The organism is Parabacteroides goldsteinii (assembly GCF_020091425.1).
Taxonomy (GTDB): domain Bacteria; phylum Bacteroidota; class Bacteroidia; order Bacteroidales; family Tannerellaceae; genus Parabacteroides; species Parabacteroides goldsteinii.
This window is the reverse complement of record NZ_CP081906.1, coordinates 6,139,338-6,162,402: the sequence shown is the minus strand read 5'-3', so window position 1 is coordinate 6,162,402 and position 23,065 is coordinate 6,139,338. Positions and strand designations below refer to the sequence as shown.

The window sequence follows — 23,065 nt, the reverse complement described above, 5'->3', positions numbered from 1 at the left end:
CGTAGGATACTTTAAATTATTTGTTGTATTTTTGTGCACCCGCAAAGATAAGCATTATATTTTAATACGAACATTTTACACCAAAGAACTGGATGAGATTAGTTAAGCCAAAGAAAGCATTAGGACAGCATTTCCTGAAGGATTTACAAATCGCTCAGCGTATTGCCGATACGTTGTCGGACTACAAAGATTTACCGGTTCTGGAGATCGGTCCCGGCATGGGGGTGCTTACCCAATACCTGCTGGAAGCGGGCCATGACCTGACCGTGGTGGAACTGGATATGGAATCGGTAGATTACCTGGAACAAAACTTTCCGGCGCTCGAAGGGCGTATCCTGGCAGAAGATTTCCTGCGGCTGGACCTTTCCAAACTTTTCCCCGGCCAGTTCTGTGTGATCGGGAATTATCCTTATAATATTTCCAGCCAGATATTCTTTAAAGTCCTCGACTTTAAGGAACACGTGCCCTGCTGTTCGGGGATGATCCAGAAAGAAGTGGCCGAACGTCTGGCAGCCGGACCGGGCAGCAAGACCTACGGTATCCTCAGCGTCCTGTTGCAAGCCTGGTATACGGTAGAATATCTCTTTACTGTCAGTGAATTCGTATTCGACCCGCCTCCAAAAGTGAAAAGCGCAGTCATCCGCATGGTACGGAACGACCGGAAAGAGCTGGGATGCGACGAGAAATTATTCAAAACGGTAGTCAAGACCTCTTTCAACCAACGTCGTAAGACACTCCGGAACTCGATGAAACCACTGCTGGGAAAGGATTGTCCGGACTACGCGCTGCCGGTTTTCGACAAACGGCCCGAGCAGCTCTCGGTTGAACAGTTCGTCGAACTGACACTAATTGCAGACCGGTGGCTGAAGCAGACGGGGACTATACAGAAGGAATAAAAACGGGGTTACAAACAACATGACCTATGATTGAACTGACGAAAGACTATATCGACAACCTGAAAAGTATCATCGCAGAAAAAGATGATGCCAAAGCACAGGCTTTACTTCACGATTTATATCCGGCAGATATTGCCGAACTATACCAGGAGTTGAATCTTGGGGAAGCAATCTATCTGTATTTGCTGATGGACGGCGACAAAGCCGCCGATGTCCTGATGGAACTGGATGAAGAGGACCGCCATAAATTACTGAAAGAACTACCCAACGAACTGATCGCCAAACGCTTCGTCGACAATATGGAAACCGACGACGCGGTAGACCTCATGCGTGAGTTGGACGAAGATACACAGGAAGAGATCCTTTCGCACATTGAAGACGTCGAACAGGCCGGCGACATCGTCGACCTGCTGAAATATGATGAAGATACCGCCGGTGGTTTGATGGGTACGGAAATGATCGTGGTCAACGAGAACTGGAGTATGCCTCAATGTATCGATGAAATGCGCAAACAGGCGGAAGATATGGACGAAATCTATTATGTATATGTCATAGACGACGACGAACGGCTGAAAGGCGTACTTCCCCTACAGCGACTGATCACCAACCCGTCCGTCTCGAAGATCAAGCATGTCATGAAGAAAGAGCCGATCTCGGTCCGCGAAAGCGACAGTATCGAAGAGGTTGCCGAAACGATCGAAAAATATGACCTGGTAGCCTTGCCGGTAGTAGACAGTATCGGTCGTCTGGTCGGCCGCATCACCATCGACGACGTAATGGATGAAGTCCGCGAACAGCACGAACGTGATTACCAGTTGGCATCCGGTATCTCGCAGGACGTGGAAACTTCGGATAATGTATTTACACAGACGGCCGCCCGCCTCCCCTGGTTGCTGATCGGTATGATCGGCGGACTGGCAAACTCAGTTATCCTCGGGGGGTTCGAAGGTAATCTGGCGAGTAATCCCAAAATGGCCTTGTTTATTCCCCTGATCGGCGGAACGGGGGGGAATGTCGGCATACAGTCGTCCGCCATCGTGGTACAGGGTCTGGCCAACAACTCATTGAAACAGGATAACATTCTTCCGCAGATATTAAAGGAAGGGATTGTTTCGTTGATCAATGCCAGCATCATCAGTCTGGTCGTATTCGTATATAACTTCTTTATGCTGGGCGACAAAGGGATAACGGCTTCCGTCTCTCTGAGCTTGTTTGCCGTCGTTATGTTCGCCAGTATCTTCGGTACGCTTGTCCCGATGACGCTCGACCGCCTGAAGATCGATCCGGCATTGGCAACCGGACCATTTATCACCATCACGAACGACATTATCGGGATGATGATTTATATGTTCATCTCTTCCGCATTGACATAAGGGGCGGTTCGGTAAGGGCGGTTCGCGAACCGCCCCTACGGGGATCATCCTTGTTTCTTTCTTCCCAACAGGAACCCCAGCAGATCCATAATAAATTGCAGGATCGTTTTCACCTTGTTTGTCTTCTCGCTCATACACTGTCATTATTAAGATTATACACTATGGGAACCAGCGACTGTGCAATGCTCTCCAACATCTTGCAATAGGCCGCCCGGTTATCCCCGTTCACTTCACTGATATACCTGCTGTAAGCAATCTCACGGGCATACGCCCGGGGATAATGACTCACAGCTGCCGCCTGCTTATAGACCGTCGCTATCAGGCGGGCAAAATCCAGGAAACTGTTTTCAGGACTGTCGTAACGGCGAAACAGCAGACCGTCCGGTTTATCCAGATCAGTCTTGCCGCCATGCCAGTAAGCATTGGCTACACCATACCCCGTTAGTCCGAAAAAGTTATTGTAGCAGGTAGCCAGGGAACTCTCTCCCCAGCCGGTTTCGATAGCAGACTGAGCCAGGATCACTACCGGGTTCAATCCGTACAACTCACCCGCCATACGTGCGGCGGGGAGGTACTTACGGGTAAATGAATACTTATCCATACACAAAGGTTACAGAGATCATTCAATTTCAGGACGATCACTTCCACCGTCCGGTGTGGCAGGTTTCGATTCTTCGAGCTTGAAACGCTCGCTCTTGGCCGTCAGGATCAACTCACGCAACTTAGGACCGGGACGGAAGCGAAGGCGGGCGCGATACAACATATTCGAAGAGAACTCCTCAGCAGTCACACTCCCCGAACTGGTCTGCAACAGCTGGAAGGTACCCAGCTCGCCACACTGCACTACCTCCCCGCGGGCCAGGAACAGGAGCAGGAATTTGATCACACGGTCTATCACCACCTTCACATCACCGCTCGAAGCAGTGGAACTCTCTGCCACGATTTCGCACAACTCATCGAAGGAACACGTCCCCGTCGCCCGGGTCTGCGCATAGTAGAGTTTCTCTTTCCCCACCTCTACATTTTTACTAAGGTTCTTCCTCTGAACCAAATGAAACTGTAATGCCATACTTTATTCTTTTTAGTTGATTATTAATTACATATCAAAGATACGGCAAGCACCTACCCACTTTGTAGACAGCGGTGATGTGGTGTGACGAAACGACATTTTATTTCCGATAAATATTGTAGAACCGCATTGAAATAATTTGGCAAATCCATTGATTATTCGTATCTTAGATAGCACAAAAGCAATCTAACAATGAAACAAACAACCTTCGAAATACGAGCCTACGGAGTAGGTGAGCTGGCAGAGCTTTACAGCCCTCAAATGAGTCACAGAGGAGCGATTATGCAACTTTGGCGGTGGATCAATTATCATGGCGTACTGAAAGCGAAACTGCTTGAACTGGGCTTCCGTCCCGGCATACGAAGCTTTACGCCCCGCCAGGTAAAATGTATTGTCGAACATCTGGGAGAGCCTTGAAGAAAAAGATAAGTGCCGCAGCTGTTTTTACCGGCTGCCGCACCCATTTCCGGTGGCTGCCGCAGTAAAATAAAATAGCTGCGGCAGCCAATCTGTCCGGGGGGGCGGATGGGGGCAGCAAAAAGAGGGTTTTGAAAACTTTATAATAAGACGTTCCTTGTTCCTTCTACGATCAGATCGTAGAAGGAACAAGGAACACACTATACAGAAGTTTCCCAAAATGCCTTTTTGCCGCCCCCATCCGCCCCCGATCCTTAAAACGGAAGTGTTGGCTCAGGAGGTTCTTCCCCGTTATTATCCTCTCCGTCAGGCTGTTCCTCTCCATCTACCGGATCATACCCGAATCCCTTACGGCGGGCTTCTATCTGGTCATTCGTCAGTTCAATGACGGCAAAAAGACGCTTCCCATGTCTCTTTTGCGACTCAAAACCGGCACCTTTTAACACTTTTCCCAGTTGATTTACGCTCATTGTGGTCACGGAATAGCGTGTTCGTTCCGCTATTTTGGACATGATTTCACTGGTGGAGAGCAAAATATACGCCTCGAAACGCACCGGTTTACGAAAATACGTGAAAAGCAATTCCGCTTCGGGACTCGATTGCTGGAAAGGTTCGTTGTTCTCGTTTATCTCCGTAATATCCTGGTCGGCAAACCAATAACGGAACCCCTGTTTATAAAGCGCCAGCGCCTGAGCATAAATGGCGGTATGGTCTATCCCGGAAGTATAATCGATGCGGAGCGTTTCAAAACAAAGGAAACGGCGCGAACCGGTACGGTCGGTCAGTATCTGGCTGTCGTTCACCGTAGCGGCAAACGAAGCACGGCGCACGAACGTCTCCGCATTGCGGGCATACGGGCGGCGTTCAAGGATAGAGTCTTTCGTGATCAACGCCTTCAACTGGTTCAACTCCACGCGGCTCTGTCCCGACAGCTCATCGAGGATGATCAGGAAACAATCGCTCATCAGCAACGACGAGTCTTTTGCCGTAGGATCGAGATTGCCCGAATAGACATAGTTTCTAAGTGCGGGAGGCACCAGGTTACGCAACCAGGTAGTCTTGCCCAATCCCTGCGCTCCGCTCAGCAACAAGACCGTATGGTTTGCCTTTTGCTCGTTGATGGCACAGGCCACAACGGCCACCAGCCATTTCTTCAGGCACTTCCCCCAATATTCGGGGCAGGTGGTGTCGACAGTGGCGGCCAACTGCCCGATAGCGTCCGTCTTCCCGTCCCAGGCAGGCAGGTTTTCGAAGTAAGACCGGAATGGATTGTATTCGGGACTGAAATCGGAATGGATCACCGAACGCAGGTCAGACACACGGCAAAACACATCCGCTTTCTGCAAGGCACACCAGACTGAGTTTTCCCAATAATCGGTGACAGGCTGATAAGCATCGTGTTTCGTCAGGCTCCGATACTCCACTATACGCCGGACGATATTGCGGCGAAGCTTGAAACTTTTGTTTAGAAACTCCTGTATCTGAACGACAAAACTATCCCCACGATGCGAACGAAGCGCCGTTTTCCCCGCACCATGCTCCTCCGTATGCATATAAGCGCTATCCACAGCTTGCAGGCACTCTTCAGCCGGCAGGTCGGTAAAGGTTTTACAGGCATACTTCACAACTTCTTCTTTGGCCACTCCCAGACGGTTGCAGTTGGCGGCAAAGAGATGGACGTAATTGTTGCGATTGCCCTCGGCATAAGCATACTTTCGGGTTGTCTGCTTACGGGCGGAAGAAATCAGTTGCATGACATCTTTTCCGATAACGGCTTCTATCGCCGGCAGATCGCCGGGCAAAGTGCCCTCTCCTCTCAGCCAGGGTTCGAAACGGGGGGAGAGATAAAGTTGCGGATCGTACGAAACAATACAGAGACGCCCGGCATCGCTTCCCGAAGTATCGGCTTTAGTACCCAGCAGACGTTGATACCAGTCTTTCACCCGCTTGTAGATAGCCGGATGATTCTGAGGCACCAGTTCAAGTCCGACCACCGGGTAAACAATGACTTTGATGCCATGCCCGCGCGGACTGATCCAGCAGGCCACCGTATAGACAGCCTCACGCACCAGAGCGAGCAGGTGGGGTAAATCCTCTTTTTTCAAGTCATCAAAATCGAGGATAATCAATGGATTGTAGGCAGTCATATATTCTACAAGGCGTTGCCCGCGATAGGTCGCGGAAATTGTTATAGCCGGCAATGCTTTTTTCAGCATATCGGCCGCTTCGAGATCCCCCTTGTCCATACAGGCACGGATACGGTTAATAGACGTGGCATATTTGCCATTCCGGATATCAGAAAGGACGTCTATCAGGTTGACGTCGCCCATACAGGTTTTAAACCGGGCAAACACAGTTACTTTTATCATACCAGTTCGTTTAAAATTGAGGTTATTATTACTGCTTTCAAGGTCGGCAATTCTTTACAAAGGGGCCCGTTATTTTCTCTTTTATTATGATAAACACGGGCCCTGTAAATTCAAGCACTTATCCGGGGAGATCGTCATCCCGGTGATTGTCGAGATATTCCTGTACGACATTCGTCAGTCTGCCCAACGCCAGGTAGTCTTTCTCCGGATCATAGCGTATATGAAAGACCGAGTCGAGCGAACGGAGGAAGGGTTGCACATCGTGCCGTCCGTTCACCGTCCATTTGCGGCTCATCAGCAAAGGGCCGATCAGTTCCACGAAATCGGCCGTCAGTCCGTTGAAGACGATAGGTTCTTCCGCTATCATATCTTCTTCCCAAACGGCATGTTCCAGCAAGTGTGCCAGTTTGTTACATTGTTTTTTCACTTCCCGAAGTTCACCTTCGAGCTGCTCGCAGCGGAGCCTCAATTCTTGTGCCGCCTCTGTCAAAAGGCCGGCTTCCAGTTTTTTTTCATTTGGATTGTTTTTTTATTAGTGATTGACTGGTTGTTGGTTCAGAGTTTATCAGATTTGAACTATTTGTGTCTCTTTAATGGGGCTTTGCCCCATGCCGCAGGCTCTCTTTTGCCGTCAGTTTCAACTGACGGATAGATAATCTTTCCGGTTTTTCCGGATTCCTCTGTGGGTTTCAACCCCTTTCCGGATATTATATTATGAAAGGGGATAAATCCCACAGAAGAAGAGGCTTTGCCTCTTGTATTTAAAACCGTTGGTTGAAACCAACGGCAAAAGAGAGCCTGCGGCACGAGGCGAGCCTCGTTGAAAGTCGATACAATCTGTCCCCTTGCGATCCCGTGTCAAGCACGGGAACGGGATAGTTCAATTATTTCTAACAACGAAGCCCCGGAGGAAATCCCCCGGGGCTTGTTTTTGTCTGCCTTCGCTCTTCACAGAGATCGAACAGAAGAACTTTATTTCATTACTTTAGTATTAATATTGACCACTCGTTCGCCCTCACGGGGTAATTATCATTGTCCGAAAACAAGACACGCAGTCAAAATCTATTGATTATAAATAGTTTCTTATTTTACGATTGCTTTAACAGCAGCTTCGCCTTCGATAGCTACAGTTACATAACCTGCAGGAGCAGTGATTGTAACTTCGTCGGAAGTAAGAACTGTGTTGGCAATTGTCTGACCAAGTACGTTGCTGATAGTAACTTTCTTGCCCTGTGCACCCTTAACAATTACAGCACCATTAGTTGCTACTACGCTGATTGCAGAAGTACCGATAGTTTCGTTCTCTGTCGGAGTTGTAGCATTTTCAAAGTCAAATGTGAACGGAGTAGCCTGGTTGATACCTTCGTTGATTGCATCATCAGAACCTTCATGGTTACCGTTCTTGTTTGCTTTCTGAGCTAATACGGCAACACCGTCTTCTTCCTTCAACCAAGCAGCTGTTTCACCCTTGAATGCACCATAACCTGTTGCAGCTGTTTCGATATAGAACTGATTTTCTACAGCTGAACCGTCACCTTCGAAACCAACTCTTCTCAAAGCAAATGCAGCTTTGTTAGCATCGTCAGCCTTAGTTACATCAATTACAGCCAGGAATACTTCGTTATCCTTGAAATATTTCGGATTGATATATTTGTGACCATCCTGTTCGATAGCGATAACAGTCTTGCTGTCTTTCTTTTCCCATGCTTTCAAACCTAATGTATAGTCAGATTTCAGGATATACAGCTTATCTCCTTTATGGATTGCTTCTACAAATGCCAAACGAGTTTTGTTGTTATGTTTGAAGATGCTGGCATTCTGGAGCTTATTGATGTTTTCATACAGGTCAACTGAATCCTGCAAGTTGATCATGAAACGACCAGCCAGGTAACCATCATAAGATTCTTCGTGTCCGCAAGAAGGATTCAATCCGTGAGGAGCTTCGATATTACCGTCTTTACAGAATGTGTAAGCAGGTACGCTATCCGGATCAACAACAAACATATACAACGGTCTGTAATCATCTTTCTTTGCAAGGTCGATATATACAGACGGAGCTTCCGGAGTTACATTCTTCGGCTGAACACCTACGAAATTCATACCTTTACCTGCTGAGTAAACAGAACCAGCATCTTCATACAAGAATGCCTGATACGGTTCTTTCTGGATATTAGCAGGAACATAAACCTGTTCGTCAGCCAACTGTACATAGATATGACTCTTAACCGGTTTGATATCGAAGATTGTAGTAGTCGTTGTACCCATTGATGTGCACAGATCATCCACTTTCATTTCATTGCTGATCGGTTGACGACGTAATACCTGCAGAGCTTCACCTTTTGCATTTGTGAGGATCATTGCATAATAATGAGCGCCATTTGCATGTGCATCTTCTTTGAATGCAAACCAAGCCATTGTCAAAGAAGGATCGCTTGTAACATCTTCTTCGTATTTAGCTACAAACTTATGATTCTGATCCAATGCGATATACTTGTAATCGTTATCGATCTGGTTAGCATCTTTAATCTTCAGTCTGTAGATAGTCTTCGTCCAACCGTTTGCCGTAACAGATGTTGCGTTATCCAACTGGAATTCCAATTGTTCTTTAGCAATTGTCAATGTGTCATTTACATCTGCTGTCAGGAACATTTCATTGTTCAAACCATCAATCAGGTTGAATACGTAAGTTGTATCGGTAACTTGTTTGCCGCTCAGGTCCAGATAACCTCTTGTAGCATCTTTTACGTCATCGAAATAGATTGTATCGCCACAGTTCAGGAAGTTATAAGCTGCACCATGCTGGCTCAGACCTTCCAGATAATTTACATTAGCATCTTTTGTATGATCGATAAAGTAATATTTACCGGCAACAACATTACCTTCAGCATCTTTCACATTGTAAAGCTGACCTGTAAATGCTACATTTGCAAATTCGCGGTTAGTAATGCTTACGCGCGGAGTTTCATTGTCTTGAGGAGCAGTTCTGTTATCACATCCCAGTTGTTTAACCACCCACTGAGTTGCAGGCATATGATTGAAGTCCTGTTCGTTTTCTTTTACATCATAATACATATGTCCGGCAAAATCGGAAACGATATATGAACCGTCTACTCTCTTTTCACCCTGGCTAGCTGCTTTTGCTGTAGACAAACGAACAAAGTAAGTACCGTCCACTTTTGAAGCACGAGCCAAATAAGAGTAATCGTGATCGAAACCGATACGGATCAGCATATCAGCCTGCTTGTTAGTTACATAAGCCTTACCATTTCCTTTTGAATTAATAGCCAGACCAGCATTAGCGAATGCACCTCCCTGATAAGTACGGGCACGGCCAACTGTAGGAACGACAGAACCATCAGACAAATAAGCGATTGTGATTGCAACCGGTTCGTTTTCGGCTTTCTTTACACCTGTATTATCTGCAGCTGTCATAGCACCTGTACCGCGGGCTTTACCTTCGTTTACAGAGTTATAGAACTGCTTAGTTGTAGCACTTGCCAATGATGTTGCAGTCCATGCAGTACCTGCCTGGTATTCAGCTACAGACATAGAAGAAGCATTCCACGGTTCGATAACCAAGCTATCCTGAGTCGGGAAATAAGTGAACTTAAAGATAGAACGAGCATTATATGCAGTCAGTTTTGTATAATCAGGAGCCGGAGCATTCACCAATTTCAGGTTGGGGCTCTTTTCCGGATTCAACTTATTTGCTTCATAAGCTTCTGTTGATACCATCAATACAGAATCAGGTTCAGTAATTGCAGCCTTCTTTACTCGCAATGCGATATTGAAACCTGCATAATCGGAGATATTTACATTACCTTCCAATCCGGAATAATCATGTTCTTCCGCAACATATCCTTTTTCTCTTACGAAATAATCATAATCAGCAGCAAGTTCCACTTCGTCTTTTGTTCCTGAATTGAATACATCAAAGATTGCCTTATTCCAATTATCTCCGGCAACACTATTACCGTATTCCCATGAACCATCAGCATCGATCATGCTATTGATATCATTAGCAGAAAGAACTTTAGCACCAGCTACAACCGGTGTCAAAGCAATTACATTCTGGTCTGCCATGTTTACACCGGCATCTGCATCTGAATATTCAACAGCAACAACGTCACCAGATGCATTCTGAGCTAAAGCAATTACTTTTTTAGAATTCGTATCATGTACAAAAGCCCATAATTTCTGTGCATCAAATGTACCAGTTGTTTTTTCTGCGATATTATACCAAGTCCATCTGTCGATACAACCGTCTACTAATGTTTTCTCTACAGCACCTGAGATCTTTGAATCAGCAGTAAGAGTTCCTCCTGCAACAGCATTCTTATGATCAAATGTCAGAGGATAGCCTGTTTCTTTATTGATGAATCTGAAGTTAACACCGTTAGAAGCATCTTCCTGCACATCGATTTTCCACAATGAAGAGGTTAATTTTGCGCCTATTTCTTGTGTTTCGTCAATGCTTACTACCTTTAAATACAATTTACCAGTTTTATAATCTCTAGCCTGCACAAGAACCTTCGGAGTTCTGATATACGCATTTTCGCCAAGTACATCAGTCTCTGCATTTTCATTTACCACCAATTGGTAGTACTTGTTTGAATCAAATTTATTGATTTTAGTAACAGCAATCTGATCCAAGCTTGCTGCAGTTACATCTTGGGTGCGAAACGGTACTTCCCAATCACTCTTATTCGCATGCTGAGCACTTGCGACAGTAATTGATCCTACCAATAACGCTCCCGTCATCAAAGTAGAAAACTTTTTGTTCATAATCTTTCGTTTAATATTAATAATAGTGTTATTTAAAAAGTCTTTTAACCTCAGATCAGGAACGTTTCTAAGAGCAGATGACTAGAGAAAACGTTCCTTTTTTCTAGTCATTGTTTTTTGCCCATTTTGTCTTTGTGGTCAAAAGGATGATTTTCGTACTAGTTTTGCTATTCTGTTGATAAGAAAGGATATAGGAAAGGAAAAAATATTTTGAAAAAGATTGGAGGATTAAAAGAATGTAGTAACTTTGCTGGCGAGAAAAAAGGAACGTTAAAATTAGTCATTCACTTTTTATAATCCATCCCTTATTATTCAACAGTTTATCTATTATTTTCTCCTCTCTTCATATACATAAATATGTACCCACGCGCATTTCATAATACACTGTGTTCCAACACCTACTTTTTCAGTTTTTTGCCGAGAATTGTTAAAAGATAGGATTTAGCCTGTTTTAGGGGGAATAAGCGGGGGATTTTCATTCATACAAAAAAGGCTATCGTTTGAAACGACAGCCCCATCATTATTTTTAGAAAGGTTTTTACAGATTATTGATTTCTTCTCCAGGTTTATTCATATTCTTTTGATCCAAAGGCTACAGTATAAACATTTCTTCCAATACATCAATCAGGCTTTCTCTTTCATCTTCGTTCAATACACCTGCTTGCTTTCCTATCCTCAATTTATCGACAGTCCGAATCTGGTCGGTGGCTATCATACCCTCTTTTCCGTCTAAAGTACACTTCACCCGCCAAGGATAAGGAGTGAGTGTCGATGTCAAGGGAATAATTATAACCGTATTCAAATGGCGGTTCAACTCATCCGGTGATACGACAACTGCCGGCCTAATTTTATTAATCTCACTTCCTTTTGTCGGGTTAAAGTCGACCCAATAGATACCAAATCTTTCTACCATTCCAGTCCCTCCATCTTCTCATCCTCTAATATATCCGGCATAATCAGGTTATCATCTCCGGCTGCATGCATCTGTGATGCGGCAGCTTCCCAATTCCTACGTGGGACAGGCTTGATAATAATACTGTTGTTCCTATGTGTGATTGTTACCGGATCTTTAGCCGACAAATTCAAGCGCTTTAGAATACTAGCCGGTAATATAACGCCCATACTGTTTCCGATTTGTACGATATTTCTTTCCATACTACCACATGTTATAACATTTATACTACACAAATATAGTAATAAAGATATCTAGTTATAACATAACCCTGTTAAAGGTTGTTATCTAGCAGCCTCATTCAACAAGTATTTATGTTAAATTGCTATGTTGTAGAACACATTTCCTGCAAAGCTGTTATCTTTGCAGTGTCTATTTAAACAGTAAAGAGATATGCTAAAACAAGCATTTTACATTCTGTTCTTCTATTTTACCGGAGAGTTTATCAGCTCCTTTATCGACGGTTTCATTCCGGGAAGCGTGATCGGTATGATATTGTTATTCCTGGCATTGGTCTTTAAGCTGGTAAAGCCTGCCAACGTAAAAAAACTATCCACGATCCTCACTGAAAACATGGGGTTGTTCTTCCTTCCCGCAGGCGTCGGGCTTATGACGTCGCTGGGAGTCATATCACAATATTGGGCAGTTATTCTTACTGCCTCCGTGGTCAGTACAATCCTGGTGATAGCGAGTGTCGCACTTATCCAACAAAAACTCGGCAAGGAGGTCGGAAGCAATGAATAACCTCGCGCAATCGGAAGTATTTTCACTCACATTGGTGATCGGTACTTATATGGCGGCATTAGCTTTGTATAAGAAAACCCGTATCAGCCTGCTGCACCCGCTGTTGACATCTATCCTCGTTATTATTGCCGTACTGAAAATGATGGGAATCGAATATGAGTCTTTCCAGCGGGGAAGCCATCTGATCCATTTCTTGCTGGGACCATCGGTTGTCGCATTAGGATTTGTCTTATACGAACAGATGCAATACCTGAAAGGAAATGTGATCTCTATCCTCACCTCCGTATTCGTCGGAGCCATTATCGGCATCGTGAGCGTGATCGTGATCGGCGACCTGATGGGAGCCGACCAGGCATTGATCGCCACCCTCCAACCGAAATCCGTTACAACTCCTATCGCTATGGGTATTGCCGAAAAGGCCGGAGGAATGCCTTCGTTAACAGCCGTTATCGTTGTAGCAGTAGGTATATTCGGCAGTATTGTCGGCCCGTTCGTGATGAAAGTATTAGGTATTGAAAGCCGGATCGCCAAAGGGCTGGCATTGGGCGCATCATCACATGGACTGGGAACTTCCGTTGCCATACAGATCGGAGCTGTCGAAGGTGCACTGAGCGGACTGGCTATCGGCTTAATGGGAATTATGACCGCCATTCTGGTCCCGGTAATCAGTTTTATCATTTCCCTGTTTTAGGATAACACCTTCTTCTGTGCCTTCTGAAATCATATCAGACTGATTTGCAACCTATTTCTGAATAAAAACATAGGCATATATTGGTACTTTAAGAGGAAAACACTACTTTTGTACCCGAAAATGACCGAAGACAATTCAAAAAAACATTATAAATAAAAATATTCATATGATTAATTCACAAGACATTAAAAAAGGGACTTGTATACGTTTGGACGGTAAACTCTATTTCTGTGTAGACTTTCTTCACGTAAAACCGGGAAAAGGTAACACAATTATGCGTACTACATTGAAAGACGTAGTAAAAGGAGGCCAGATCGAACGCCGCTTCAATATCGGTGAAAAACTGGAAGATGTACGTGTAGAACGTCGTCCTTACCAATATACTTATGCAGAAGGCGAACATTACCACTTCATGAATCAGGAAACATTCGATGACGTAATCATCGACAAAGACTTGATTAACGGAGTAGATTTCATGATCGAAGGTCAGATTGTGGAAGTTGTTTCCGATGCATCTACAGATACTGTTCTTTTTGCTGACATGCCTACCAAAGTACAGTTGAAAGTAACTTATACCGAACCGGGTGTAAAAGGCGATACTGCTACAAACACATTGAAACCGGCTACCGTGGAATCTGGTGCAGAAGTTCGTGTTCCGTTATTCATCAATGAAGGCGAAATCATCGAAATCAACACAACAGACGGTTCTTACGTAGGACGTATCCGTGAATAATATTTATATATTGTAAGGGCGGTTTTATGAACTGCCCTTCTATTTTTTCTTATCCAAAACATATTGCTATGAAAATAAAAGAATGGGCAGCAGAAGACCGCCCGCGCGAAAAAATGTTACTCAAAGGTGTCGCCTCTCTCAGTGATGCCGAACTTTTAGCCATCCTCATTAGTTCGGGTAACAGCAATGAAACAGCCGTACAATTGTCGCAGCGTATCCTCAACACGGCAGACAATAATCTGAATGCATTGGCAAAACTGACAATCCGGGAACTGATCTCCGGCTTCAAAGGTATTGGTGAAGCGAAAGCGATCACAATATGCGCTGCACTCGAGCTCGGCAAACGCCGCAACCTGTCCGATCCGGTCCTGAGCCAGTCGATCCGAAGTAGCCACGACGCCTACTCTTTGTTTCACCCCTTGCTCTGCGATTTACCTCACGAAGAATTATGGATTGCCCTGACAAACCGGGCCGGAAAAGTGACCGGCAAAACCCGGATCAGCCAGGGAGGAACGGCCGAAACCTCCGCCGACCTGCGTATCATACTGAAAACGGCTATCAATGCACTGGCTGCCGGTATTATTCTCTGCCATAATCATCCTTCGGGAAACACTCACCCGAGTTCGCAGGATGACTCCCTGACCAAACGCCTGCATAAGGCCGCCGAATTACTTGAAATAAACTTATTAGACCATATTATCCTTGCCGACGGCAGCTACTTCAGCTATGCAGACGAAGGACGACTGGGGTTGTAAACATTTTATCTTTTCTATGGTTTACTATATAGAAGATATTAATGTATATTTGCATTCAAATTAAAAGAAGATGAACAACGAATTCCTCCAAACAGAAGAAGCGATTGTCGCCATGCTGAAAACGGTATATGATCCGGAAATACCGGTCAACGTATTCGATCTCGGCCTGATTTACAAAGTAGATATAGACGACGAAAAGAACGTCCGCATAGATATGACCCTGACGGCTCCGAATTGCCCGGCCGCCGATTTTATTCTGGAAGATGTCCGCATGAAAGTGGAATCGGTAGATGGGGTGAACAACGTGGAAGTCAACCTCGTATTCGAACCGGAATGGGATAAGGATATGATGTCGGAAGAAGCGAAACTCGAACTAGGTTTCCTATGAATACATCCCGGAAGAAAATATATTTTGCCTCGGACGCCCATCTGGGCGCCCGTTTTCATAAAGACCCGCTGGCCGTTGAGAAAAAGTTGGTGCGTTGGCTCGACAGCATCAAAGACGAAGCTATGGCAATCTATTTTCTGGGAGATATGTTCGACTACTGGTACGAATATAAATATGTAGTACCCAAAGGATTTACCCGTTTCCTCGGCAAGCTGGCCGAATTATCGGACAGCGGCATCGAAATCCATATTTTTATCGGTAACCACGACATCTGGATGTTCGATTACCTGCCCAATGAAATCGGTGCAGTGATCCATCGGGACGTATTGACGACCGATCTGCTGGGCAAGCGTTTCTTTCTTGGCCATGGCGACGAAGTGGACTACCGCAGCAAAGCCTTCCGCTTTATCCGTGCCCTTTTCCGTAACAAATTCTGCCAGTGGCTTTATGCCGGCATTCATCCCCGCTGGACTTTCGGTTTTGCCCTCGGTTGGTCACTGAGTAGCCGTAAAAGCGGACTGGAAAAAGAAAATGCACTCGAATATAAAGGTGAGTCAGCTGAATATCTGGTTCTATTCGCTAAAGACTATCTGAAAACACATCCGGATATCAATTTCTTTATTTTCGGCCATCGTCATATCATGCTCGACCTGATGCTTTCACGCTCCTCCCGCCTGCTGATCGCCGGCGACTGGATGACACTCTTTTCTTATATCGTATGGGATGGCGAGAATCTGTTCCTTGAACAGTTCGAAATAATTGAAGATTAAAAAAACTGCCCCAACCGGTGTCAGAGCAGTCTAAACACTAATCCTGTGTTTTGTAAGCTGTGAGGATTAGTTATTATTAACCGGATGCAAGTTACACAGTTTTCTCTAATTATAGACAAAAACAAGAGGATTATTTTTCCGAAGTCTTACCGGATAGCACAAAATCGCGTATCAGGCCAATGATTACCAACAAATAAAAAATAGTCATCGGTACTCCCAGATAATGAATCAATGTCTCGTTGAGCGAAGTACAAAGTGCATAAGAAAAGAAAGAGACAATAGGAATCCCCACTGCATAATAGAATTTCCGGGGGAAATACAACATATAAACAACAGCCAGCAAATCACCCGCATACATATATCGTTCATGCATTCCTGGCAAAATAAAAGGAAAAATCACAGCCGAAAGCAATGCCAACCGGACCAAATACTCGTTCGTCAAATTAACCGGACGTTTCCAGGCCAGATATCCACCTCCTATTAACGCGAACAAAAAAGTAAACAGTATTCCTATCCATTTTACCGGTTCGTAGTAATCATTGCTGATCCACATATAAATATTGGGAAACTGTAAAGAAAGTTCCTCATAATGCGAAGACTGTTTTATAAACACAGACAACAAATCCACCAACGGCCGACCGGCTATATAAGAAGGAAGAACCGATACCAGATAAACAGCAGGAATCAACAAAAAATAATACCATTTAATCCTGTTCCTCAGTAACAAAACAAAGAAAAAAGGAAAGAGAAGTACAGCCTGTAATTTAAAGGAAAAAGAAATCCCCAGAAACAAAACGGAAAGAAGCGAGCGCTTCTTCATCACAAAATAAATACTCCCCAACAGGAAAGAGACATAAATAGAGTCGCATTGAGCCCAGTAAGAACTATTAATCAGGACTGTCGGAAGAAGCGGCACCACGGCAAACGCACACCATCTCACCCAATTTTCCTTATATTTCTGATAAGCAATCGCTCCCACAAACCAGGCAGCCACATATTCAAAAAGAACAGACAACAATTTAATCCCCACTAAAGGAGCTACCCCAAGCTTAGCTATCAGTAATAAAAAATACAGATAAGCCGGTGTGTAATTAGCAAACGGATAACGGAAAGCCTCAAAATAACCGTTCGACTTGATAAATTCCACCCACGGCAGAAGGAAAAAAGTATAATCCCCCGGTTGAGGGTAAAAAGGAAGCATACATAATTTTACTACTATGCCGAACAAAATCAACAAAGCCAGAAACTTTTTGTTTCTGAAAAGAGAAAACAAAAAAGAGATAATTTTCTGCATAATAGTAGTCTTTAATGAAAAGACCGGAGAAAAGCTTTTACACCCTTCCTCGGTCTTTATCAATTACCAATATTTATTTACCTAATATATCCATTGTATCGGAAGCAATCATATACTCTTCGTCAGTCGGCACAACGATAATTGTTACCTTACTGTCCGGAGTGCTGATCACCATTTCTTCACCACGCATACCTTCGTTCTTTTCAACGTCGATCTTCATGCCCATGAATTCCATGTTTTCACATACAACACGACGAGTAGCCCATTGGTTTTCACCTACACCACCAGTCCATACCAGGATATCGCAACCACCCATAGCAGCAGCATATGCACCGATATATTTCTTGATGCGGTAGTTATAGATGTTCAATGCCATGATAGCGCGTTTATCTCCTTCGGCAACAGCAGCTTCGATTTCACGCATATCGGAAGAAATACCGGAAAGTCCCTGTACACCGCTCTGTTTGTTGATCAGATCGGACAAACCTTTGGCATCCAGTTTTTCCTTATCCATGATGAATGTAAGTGCGCCGGCATCTACATCACCACAACGGGTTCCCATCAGCAAACCTTCTACCGGAGTCAGTCCCATAGAAGAATCTATACTCTTACCGTTTTTAACAGCTGCGATAGAACCACCGTTACCTACGTGAGCCGTAATGATACGCTGTTCTTCATAAGGAACACCCAGGATATCGCAAGCACGTTTTGATACATAGCGATGACTGGTTCCGTGGAAGCCATAACGACGGATACCATATTTCTTATACAGAGAATAAGGCAGACCGTACATATAAGCATAATCCGGCATTGTCTGATGGAAAGCAGTGTCGAACACACCCACCTGACGGATTCCCGGGATCAATGCGCTCATGGCACGGATACCTTTCAGGTTTGGCGGGTTATGAAGCGGTGCCAGATCAATACACTCAACCATTTTACCGATCACTTCCGGAGTAATTTCCACACTACTGCTGAATGCTTCACCACCGTGTACCACACGATGACCTACAGCATCAATTTCGTTAAACGACTTGATACAGCCGTATTTATCGTCAGTCAGCACACTCAGGATGAACTCGATAGCTGCATTGTGTTCAGGCATTTCTTTTTCGAGAATCACTTTCTTGCCATCCGGCTGAGTGAATTTCAGGAAAGAACCCGGCAAACCCAGTTTCTCTACGCCGCCCTGTGCCAGTACTTCGTGTGTGTCCATATTGAACAGCTTGTACTTAACAGACGAGCTTCCGCAATTTAATACTAATATCTTCATATCTTTCTTGTTGTGTCTTTTTATTTTTTAGCAGCTTTTAAGCCGATAGACTGGTTGCTGGCGATAGCAACCATCTTATAAATATCATCTACTGAACAACCGCGTGACAGGTCGTTAACAGGAGCAGCCATACCCTGAAGGATCGGGCCTACAGCTTCTGCGTCACCCAGACGCTGAACCAGTTTATAAGCAATATTACCTACTTCCAGTGTCGGAAATACCAGTACGTTAGCCTTTCCTGCCACTTCGCTGCCCGGAGCCTTCAATGAAGCAACCGATTCTACCAAAGCTGCATCCGACTGCAATTCGCCGTCGATCTTCAGTTCCGGAGCCATTTCTTTCGCCAGACGGGTAGCCTCAACTACTTTGTCTACCATTTCGTGAGAAGCACTGCCTTTCGTAGAGAAGCTCAACATAGCCACACGCGGTTCAACACCTACGATATCGCGGGCTGTTGCTGCTGTTGCTACAGCGATACTTGCCAGTTCCGGAGCAGTAGGATTCGGCATTACGGCACAGTCGGCAAAAACCAAAAGACCTTCTTTACCGTATTCCGGTTTCTTTGTAAACATAAGGAATGCACCTGATACGCAACTCATGCCCGGAGCAGTCTTGATGATCTGCAAAGCAGGACGAAGCACGTTACCTGTCGTATTCTGCGCACCGGCAATTTCACCGTCGGCATCACCGGCCTTGATCATCAGGCAGGCAAGGAATAAAGGATCTTCTACCATAACGGCTGCCTTTTCAGGAGTCATACCTTTTTTCTGGCGCAATTGGAAAAGCAGGTCGGCGTAAGCGGCTTTCTTTTCATGATTTTTGGGGTCAACAATAGTAGCCTGTCCGATGTGGTTCAGACCGTAGTTTGCTGCCAAAGAAGAAATCTCGGCAGGATTTCCGATCAAAATGATGTCAGCAACTCCATCGGCCAATAAACGGTCGGCGGCTTTTAATGTTCTTTCTTCTGTTCCTTCGGGAAGAACAATGCGCTGCTTGTCAGCTTTAGCGCGTGCAATAATCTCTTGCATTAAATCCATAGCGGAAGATATTTTTATAGAATTTAGTAATTGCTACTGTTTGCGGGTACAAAAGTAGACAAAATGCAACATAGAGTTTGCAAAAAGTGCAAAAGAATTGCATCCCGACCTGCCACTTTCAGAACATTTAACAGTAATTCACTACTTCACGCTCTCCGGAAAGGATTTGCTGGAGTTCTTCGGCTGAGATATTGATCGCCAACTTGCCGTTATGAGCCACAGATATCTTGCCGCGTTCTTCCGATACGATAATAATCAAAGCATCCGTATCCAGCGACATTCCCAGTGCCGAACGATGACGCAAACCCAGGTCTTTCGGCAGATTGGCGTTCTGCGCAACCGGCAGGATACAGCCGGCCGCCTTGATCCTTCCGTCTGCTATGATCATGGCACCATCATGCAAAGGACTATTCTTAAAAAAGATATTTTCAATCAGACGGGCATTCACATCAGCATTGAACATTTCGCCGGTATGTTCATAAACCGACAGGTCCACATCTTGTTGGATAACGATCAGGGCACCGGTCTTTTTACGCGCCATATTCATACAGGCCAGAACCACCGGAGCGACAAACTTACCTTCACTCTCCTTATCCGCTCCTCTTTTTGAAAACAGTTTCCCCAGAAACTTCCAGCCGCGGTGCGAACCGAGGGCCAGCAGGAAACGCCTGATTTCATCCTGAAACAAAATAACCAGTACGACAAAACCGACACTGATAAACTTATCCAGTATGGCGCCCATCAAACGCATTTCCAACACCTGCGAAACCAGGATCCATACAACAATAAACGAAACGACCCCGCTAAAGATTGCCAGCGTGCCCGAACTTTTCATCAGTTTGTATGTCTGATAAAGGAAGAAGGCTACCAGCAGTACATCGATCAGGTCTTTTATTCCGAAATGCATCCACATAATTTAATTGAAAATTGAAAATTGAGAATTGAAAATTACGGATGAACGTGATCTTCGACTTTCAATTTGGTTATTATTTTAACTGTTTCTACAGCAGCTTTCACATCATGAACGCGGAGAATATCAGTGCCGTTCATTAGGGCAAAAGCATTCAGCACCGTAGTTCCGTTCAGGCTGTCGGCAGGCGTTCCTCCCAGGAAACGGTAGATCATACTTTTGCGGGATATACCGACTAAAAGGGGAAGATCGAACACGCCGAACTCCTGTAAACGATTCATCAAAAGGTAATTCTGATCGACCGTTTTACTGAAACCGAACCCTGGGTCAAGGATAATATCGTTTACCCCCAGCAAACGAAGTTCACGTACTTTCGATGCGAAATACAGCATGATCTCTTCCATCATATCCGTATAATCGGTATGCTGCTGCATTGTCTGGGGAGTTCCGCGCATATGCATCATAATATAAGGAACATTCAGTCCGGCAACAGTACCGAACATAGCCGGATCCAATTCGCCGCCCGATATATCGTTTATGATGGCAACACCATAATCCTCCACACATTTACGGGCCACATCAGCGCGAAATGTATCGACCGATACGACAGCCTCCGGATAATGTGCGTTCAATATCTTTAAGGCAAAAGCCAGCCGTTCCATCTCTTCTTCCGGCGAAACCTCCTCTGCATCGGAACGGGACGAATATCCGCCGATATCGATGATCTGACCGCCTTCCGACAATATAGCCTGTATGCGTTCTTCAATATCTGCTTCCGTTTGTTTACGGCTTCCGGCATAAAAAGAATCGGGGGTAACATTCAGAATCCCCATCACTACCGGGGTAGAGAGCGACATGAGTGTTCCCTTAATATTGAGCGTTTTATCTGACATTCCAATTTTATATTTCCAGCAAAGATACACGATTCTCACTGAAATCTTCCCTCTTCATTCCTCATTCTTCATTTAATTACTACTTTTGCTCTCCAATAATCAGCAAACGAAAGAAAGCTATGAGTATTTCAGAACTGTATGAATTATTTATACACCATCCGAAAATAACGACAGACAGTCGCAATTGTCCGCGTGGTTCTATCTTTTTCGCCCTGAAAGGGGAAAGATTTGACGGAAACCAATACGCAGAAAAAGCACTGGCTACAGGTTGCTCTTATGCCGTGATCGATAACCCGGACTATGTCACAGGCGAACGCACCATCCTGGTCGACAATGTATTGACAGCCTTACAACAGTTGGCTCACCGCCATCGTAAAGTATTAGGTATTCCCATTATCGGTATTACCGGAACAAATGGGAAAACGACCACCAAAGAATTACTGGCGGCCGTATTATCCACCAAGTTCAACCTGCTTTATACCGAAGGCAACCTGAACAATCATATCGGTGTTCCCCTGACCCTGCTTCGACTGACACACGATCATGAGATGGCAGTTATCGAAATGGGTGCCAGTCATCCGGGCGATATCAAAAAACTGGTAGAAATCGTTTTGCCGAACTACGGAATCATTACCAACGTCGGACGCGCCCACCTGGAAGGTTTCGGTTCCTTTGAGGGTGTAATAAAAACAAAAGGGGAATTGTATGACTATATCCGCCGCACAAAGGGAAAGATATTTATAAAGAAAGAAAATAAAGACCTCCAGGGGATCGCTAAAGGGATCGAACAAATCACTTACGGGGCAGACGATACTTCGTTCGCTTCAGGTCATGTGATCAGCTGTAGCCCGTTCCTCACTTTCGACTGGAAACAACAGGGGAAAATTCATACTGTAGATACGCATCTGATCGGGGCATATAATCTGGATAATGTGCTTGCCGCCGTCGCCATAGGCCGTTACTTTAAAATTCCGGCAGAACGCATCAGCCGCGCCATTGCCGCTTACGAGCCGACAAACAACCGGTCGCAGTTAAAAGAGACAGCAAGCAACACCTTACTGATCGATGCTTACAACGCAAACCCCAGCAGCATGAAAGTCGCGTTAGAGAACTTTACAGCCATGCCGGTATCCCCTAAAGCCGTCATTTTGGGTGACATGCGTGAACTGGGGCCGGCTAGCGACGAATTGCATGCCGAAGCGATAGAAGAAATCAAAGCCGGAAAATTCGATAAAGTATTCCTCTGCGGAGAACATTTCCAAAAAGCAGGCAAAGACTTTGACACCTATGCCACAACAGAGGAATTGATCGACGCATTAAAAGCCAACCCGTTAAAAGGATACCATATCCTGATCAAAGGTTCACACGGGATGGCATTGGAAAAGACAATAGAAGTTCTGTAATAACTGTCTGTCCTGTTTGCTTGCCGACAATTGTCGGCAGGCCTGCTCACAATTATCGACAGGTTTGCTCATAATTGTCGACAAGCCTGTCCATAATTATCGGTAGCCAATATGATCAAGTAGTTCCTTCCTCCTGATTATCCATAAACAATACCTTCTTCAGCTTCTGATACAGGAAAGACAATACGAGCAGGATAACTCCCAGCATGATAAATACAATGATCTTACCAACCGTCGGTAGTAACCACAGATCGACAACAGGAAAATCAATAAGATAATCTTAATTTAATGAACGCAACTAAGATACGGATTA

General features: G+C 44.9%; 22 protein-coding genes. 10 read left to right on the top strand and 12 right to left on the bottom strand.

The features are described from left to right. The first annotated feature begins 92 nt into the window (after window positions 1-92). Both rsmA and mgtE read left to right on the top strand, forming a co-directional pair. Window positions 93-896 carry a 16S rRNA (adenine(1518)-N(6)/adenine(1519)-N(6))-dimethyltransferase RsmA gene (gene rsmA, locus K6V26_RS25335; RefSeq protein WP_010800833.1) on the top strand — a complete coding sequence of 268 codons (804 nt, stop codon included), beginning with the start codon at window positions 93-95 and terminating at the stop codon, window positions 894-896. Window positions 897-922: 26 nt separating this feature from the next. After that, window positions 923-2,269 carry a magnesium transporter gene (mgtE, locus tag K6V26_RS25330; RefSeq protein WP_009859966.1) on the top strand — a complete coding sequence of 449 codons (1,347 nt, stop codon included), beginning with the start codon at window positions 923-925 and terminating at the stop codon, window positions 2,267-2,269. Between the two features lie 130 nt (window positions 2,270-2,399). Here mgtE and K6V26_RS25325 read toward each other — a convergent pair whose 3' ends face one another. Together K6V26_RS25325 and K6V26_RS25320 are read right to left on the bottom strand one after the other, a co-directional pair. After that, window positions 2,400-2,870, bottom strand: a complete 471-nt coding sequence (locus tag K6V26_RS25325) for a glucosaminidase domain-containing protein (RefSeq protein WP_009859968.1) — start codon at window positions 2,868-2,870, stop codon at window positions 2,400-2,402. A gap of 18 nt (window positions 2,871-2,888) precedes the next feature. After that, complete coding sequence (locus K6V26_RS25320) at window positions 2,889-3,338, bottom strand: HU family DNA-binding protein (RefSeq protein ID WP_009859969.1); 450 nt, start codon at window positions 3,336-3,338, stop codon at window positions 2,889-2,891. A gap of 192 nt (window positions 3,339-3,530) precedes the next feature. Here K6V26_RS25320 and K6V26_RS25315 point away from each other — a divergent pair, with 192 nt between their 5' ends. Then, a complete protein-coding gene (locus tag K6V26_RS25315; RefSeq protein WP_195585851.1) occupies window positions 3,531-3,755 on the top strand; it encodes a DUF4248 domain-containing protein in 225 nt (74 codons plus the stop codon). A gap of 254 nt (window positions 3,756-4,009) precedes the next feature. On the opposite strand, the gene K6V26_RS25310 is transcribed toward K6V26_RS25315, so the two are convergent. The 5 genes from K6V26_RS25310 to K6V26_RS25290 all read right to left on the bottom strand — a co-directional run bounded on the left by K6V26_RS25310 (window position 4,010) and on the right by K6V26_RS25290 (window position 12,064). After that, on the bottom strand, window positions 4,010-6,124 hold the full coding sequence (locus K6V26_RS25310; protein ID WP_195585852.1) for a VapE domain-containing protein: 2,115 nt from the start codon (window positions 6,122-6,124) through the stop codon (window positions 4,010-4,012). Window positions 6,125-6,242: 118 nt separating this feature from the next. Beyond that, window positions 6,243-6,614: a hypothetical protein gene (locus tag K6V26_RS25305; RefSeq protein WP_009859972.1), complete on the bottom strand. Its 372-nt coding sequence runs from the start codon at window positions 6,612-6,614 to the stop codon at window positions 6,243-6,245. Between the two features lie 593 nt (window positions 6,615-7,207). After that, the gene (locus K6V26_RS25300) at window positions 7,208-10,909 is read right to left on the bottom strand and encodes a DUF6383 domain-containing protein (RefSeq protein WP_224264186.1); all 3,702 of its coding nucleotides are present in this window, start codon (window positions 10,907-10,909) and stop codon (window positions 7,208-7,210) included. A gap of 592 nt (window positions 10,910-11,501) precedes the next feature. Next, window positions 11,502-11,822: a type II toxin-antitoxin system PemK/MazF family toxin gene (locus K6V26_RS25295; protein WP_009859974.1), complete on the bottom strand. Its 321-nt coding sequence runs from the start codon at window positions 11,820-11,822 to the stop codon at window positions 11,502-11,504. Then, window positions 11,816-12,064, bottom strand: a complete 249-nt coding sequence (locus K6V26_RS25290) for an AbrB/MazE/SpoVT family DNA-binding domain-containing protein (protein ID WP_009859975.1) — start codon at window positions 12,062-12,064, stop codon at window positions 11,816-11,818. The genes K6V26_RS25295 and K6V26_RS25290 overlap by 7 nt, the downstream gene beginning before the upstream one ends. A gap of 190 nt (window positions 12,065-12,254) precedes the next feature. Here K6V26_RS25290 and K6V26_RS25285 point away from each other — a divergent pair, with 190 nt between their 5' ends. From K6V26_RS25285 to K6V26_RS25260, 6 genes are all read left to right on the top strand, one after another. Beyond that, on the top strand, window positions 12,255-12,605 hold the full coding sequence (locus K6V26_RS25285; RefSeq protein WP_009859976.1) for a CidA/LrgA family protein: 351 nt from the start codon (window positions 12,255-12,257) through the stop codon (window positions 12,603-12,605). Then, window positions 12,598-13,296: an LrgB family protein gene (locus K6V26_RS25280; protein WP_009859977.1), complete on the top strand. Its 699-nt coding sequence runs from the start codon at window positions 12,598-12,600 to the stop codon at window positions 13,294-13,296. Before K6V26_RS25285 ends, K6V26_RS25280 begins: the two co-directional genes overlap by 8 nt. Before the next feature lie 166 nt (window positions 13,297-13,462). Next, window positions 13,463-14,029 (top strand): elongation factor P, encoded by a 567-nt coding sequence (gene efp, locus K6V26_RS25275; protein WP_009859978.1) that lies wholly within the window; start codon window positions 13,463-13,465, stop codon window positions 14,027-14,029. A 68-nt stretch (window positions 14,030-14,097) separates the two neighbouring features. Next, window positions 14,098-14,784, top strand: coding sequence for a RadC family protein (gene radC / locus K6V26_RS25270; RefSeq protein WP_199722542.1), 687 nt, complete (start codon window positions 14,098-14,100; stop codon window positions 14,782-14,784). A gap of 70 nt (window positions 14,785-14,854) precedes the next feature. Beyond that, window positions 14,855-15,172: an SUF system Fe-S cluster assembly protein gene (locus K6V26_RS25265; protein ID WP_009859980.1), complete on the top strand. Its 318-nt coding sequence runs from the start codon at window positions 14,855-14,857 to the stop codon at window positions 15,170-15,172. After that, window positions 15,169-15,942, top strand: coding sequence for a UDP-2,3-diacylglucosamine diphosphatase (locus K6V26_RS25260; RefSeq protein ID WP_224264185.1), 774 nt, complete (start codon window positions 15,169-15,171; stop codon window positions 15,940-15,942). The genes K6V26_RS25265 and K6V26_RS25260 overlap by 4 nt, the downstream gene beginning before the upstream one ends. A 130-nt stretch (window positions 15,943-16,072) precedes the next feature. Here K6V26_RS25260 and K6V26_RS25255 read toward each other — a convergent pair whose 3' ends face one another. The 5 genes from K6V26_RS25255 to folP form a co-directional block, all read right to left on the bottom strand. After that, the gene (locus K6V26_RS25255) at window positions 16,073-17,236 is read right to left on the bottom strand and encodes a hypothetical protein (protein WP_224264184.1); all 1,164 of its coding nucleotides are present in this window, start codon (window positions 17,234-17,236) and stop codon (window positions 16,073-16,075) included. A gap of 73 nt (window positions 17,237-17,309) precedes the next feature. Beyond that, window positions 17,310-18,509, bottom strand: coding sequence for an acetate/propionate family kinase (locus tag K6V26_RS25250; protein WP_224264183.1), 1,200 nt, complete (start codon window positions 18,507-18,509; stop codon window positions 17,310-17,312). Window positions 18,510-18,529: 20 nt separating this feature from the next. Then, window positions 18,530-19,546 carry a phosphate acetyltransferase gene (pta, locus tag K6V26_RS25245; protein WP_009859984.1) on the bottom strand — a complete coding sequence of 339 codons (1,017 nt, stop codon included), beginning with the start codon at window positions 19,544-19,546 and terminating at the stop codon, window positions 18,530-18,532. 127 nt (window positions 19,547-19,673) lie between these two features. Beyond that, a complete protein-coding gene (gene cdaA, locus K6V26_RS25240; protein WP_044215084.1) occupies window positions 19,674-20,459 on the bottom strand; it encodes a diadenylate cyclase CdaA in 786 nt (261 codons plus the stop codon). A 35-nt stretch (window positions 20,460-20,494) separates the two neighbouring features. Continuing rightward, window positions 20,495-21,349 carry a dihydropteroate synthase gene (gene folP, locus K6V26_RS25235; RefSeq protein ID WP_224264182.1) on the bottom strand — a complete coding sequence of 285 codons (855 nt, stop codon included), beginning with the start codon at window positions 21,347-21,349 and terminating at the stop codon, window positions 20,495-20,497. A 119-nt stretch (window positions 21,350-21,468) separates the two neighbouring features. Between folP and K6V26_RS25230 the strand changes: the two genes are divergently transcribed. Then, a complete protein-coding gene (locus K6V26_RS25230) occupies window positions 21,469-22,752 on the top strand; it encodes a UDP-N-acetylmuramoyl-tripeptide--D-alanyl-D-alanine ligase (protein WP_224264181.1) in 1,284 nt (427 codons plus the stop codon). The last annotated feature ends 313 nt before the right edge of the window (window positions 22,753-23,065 follow it).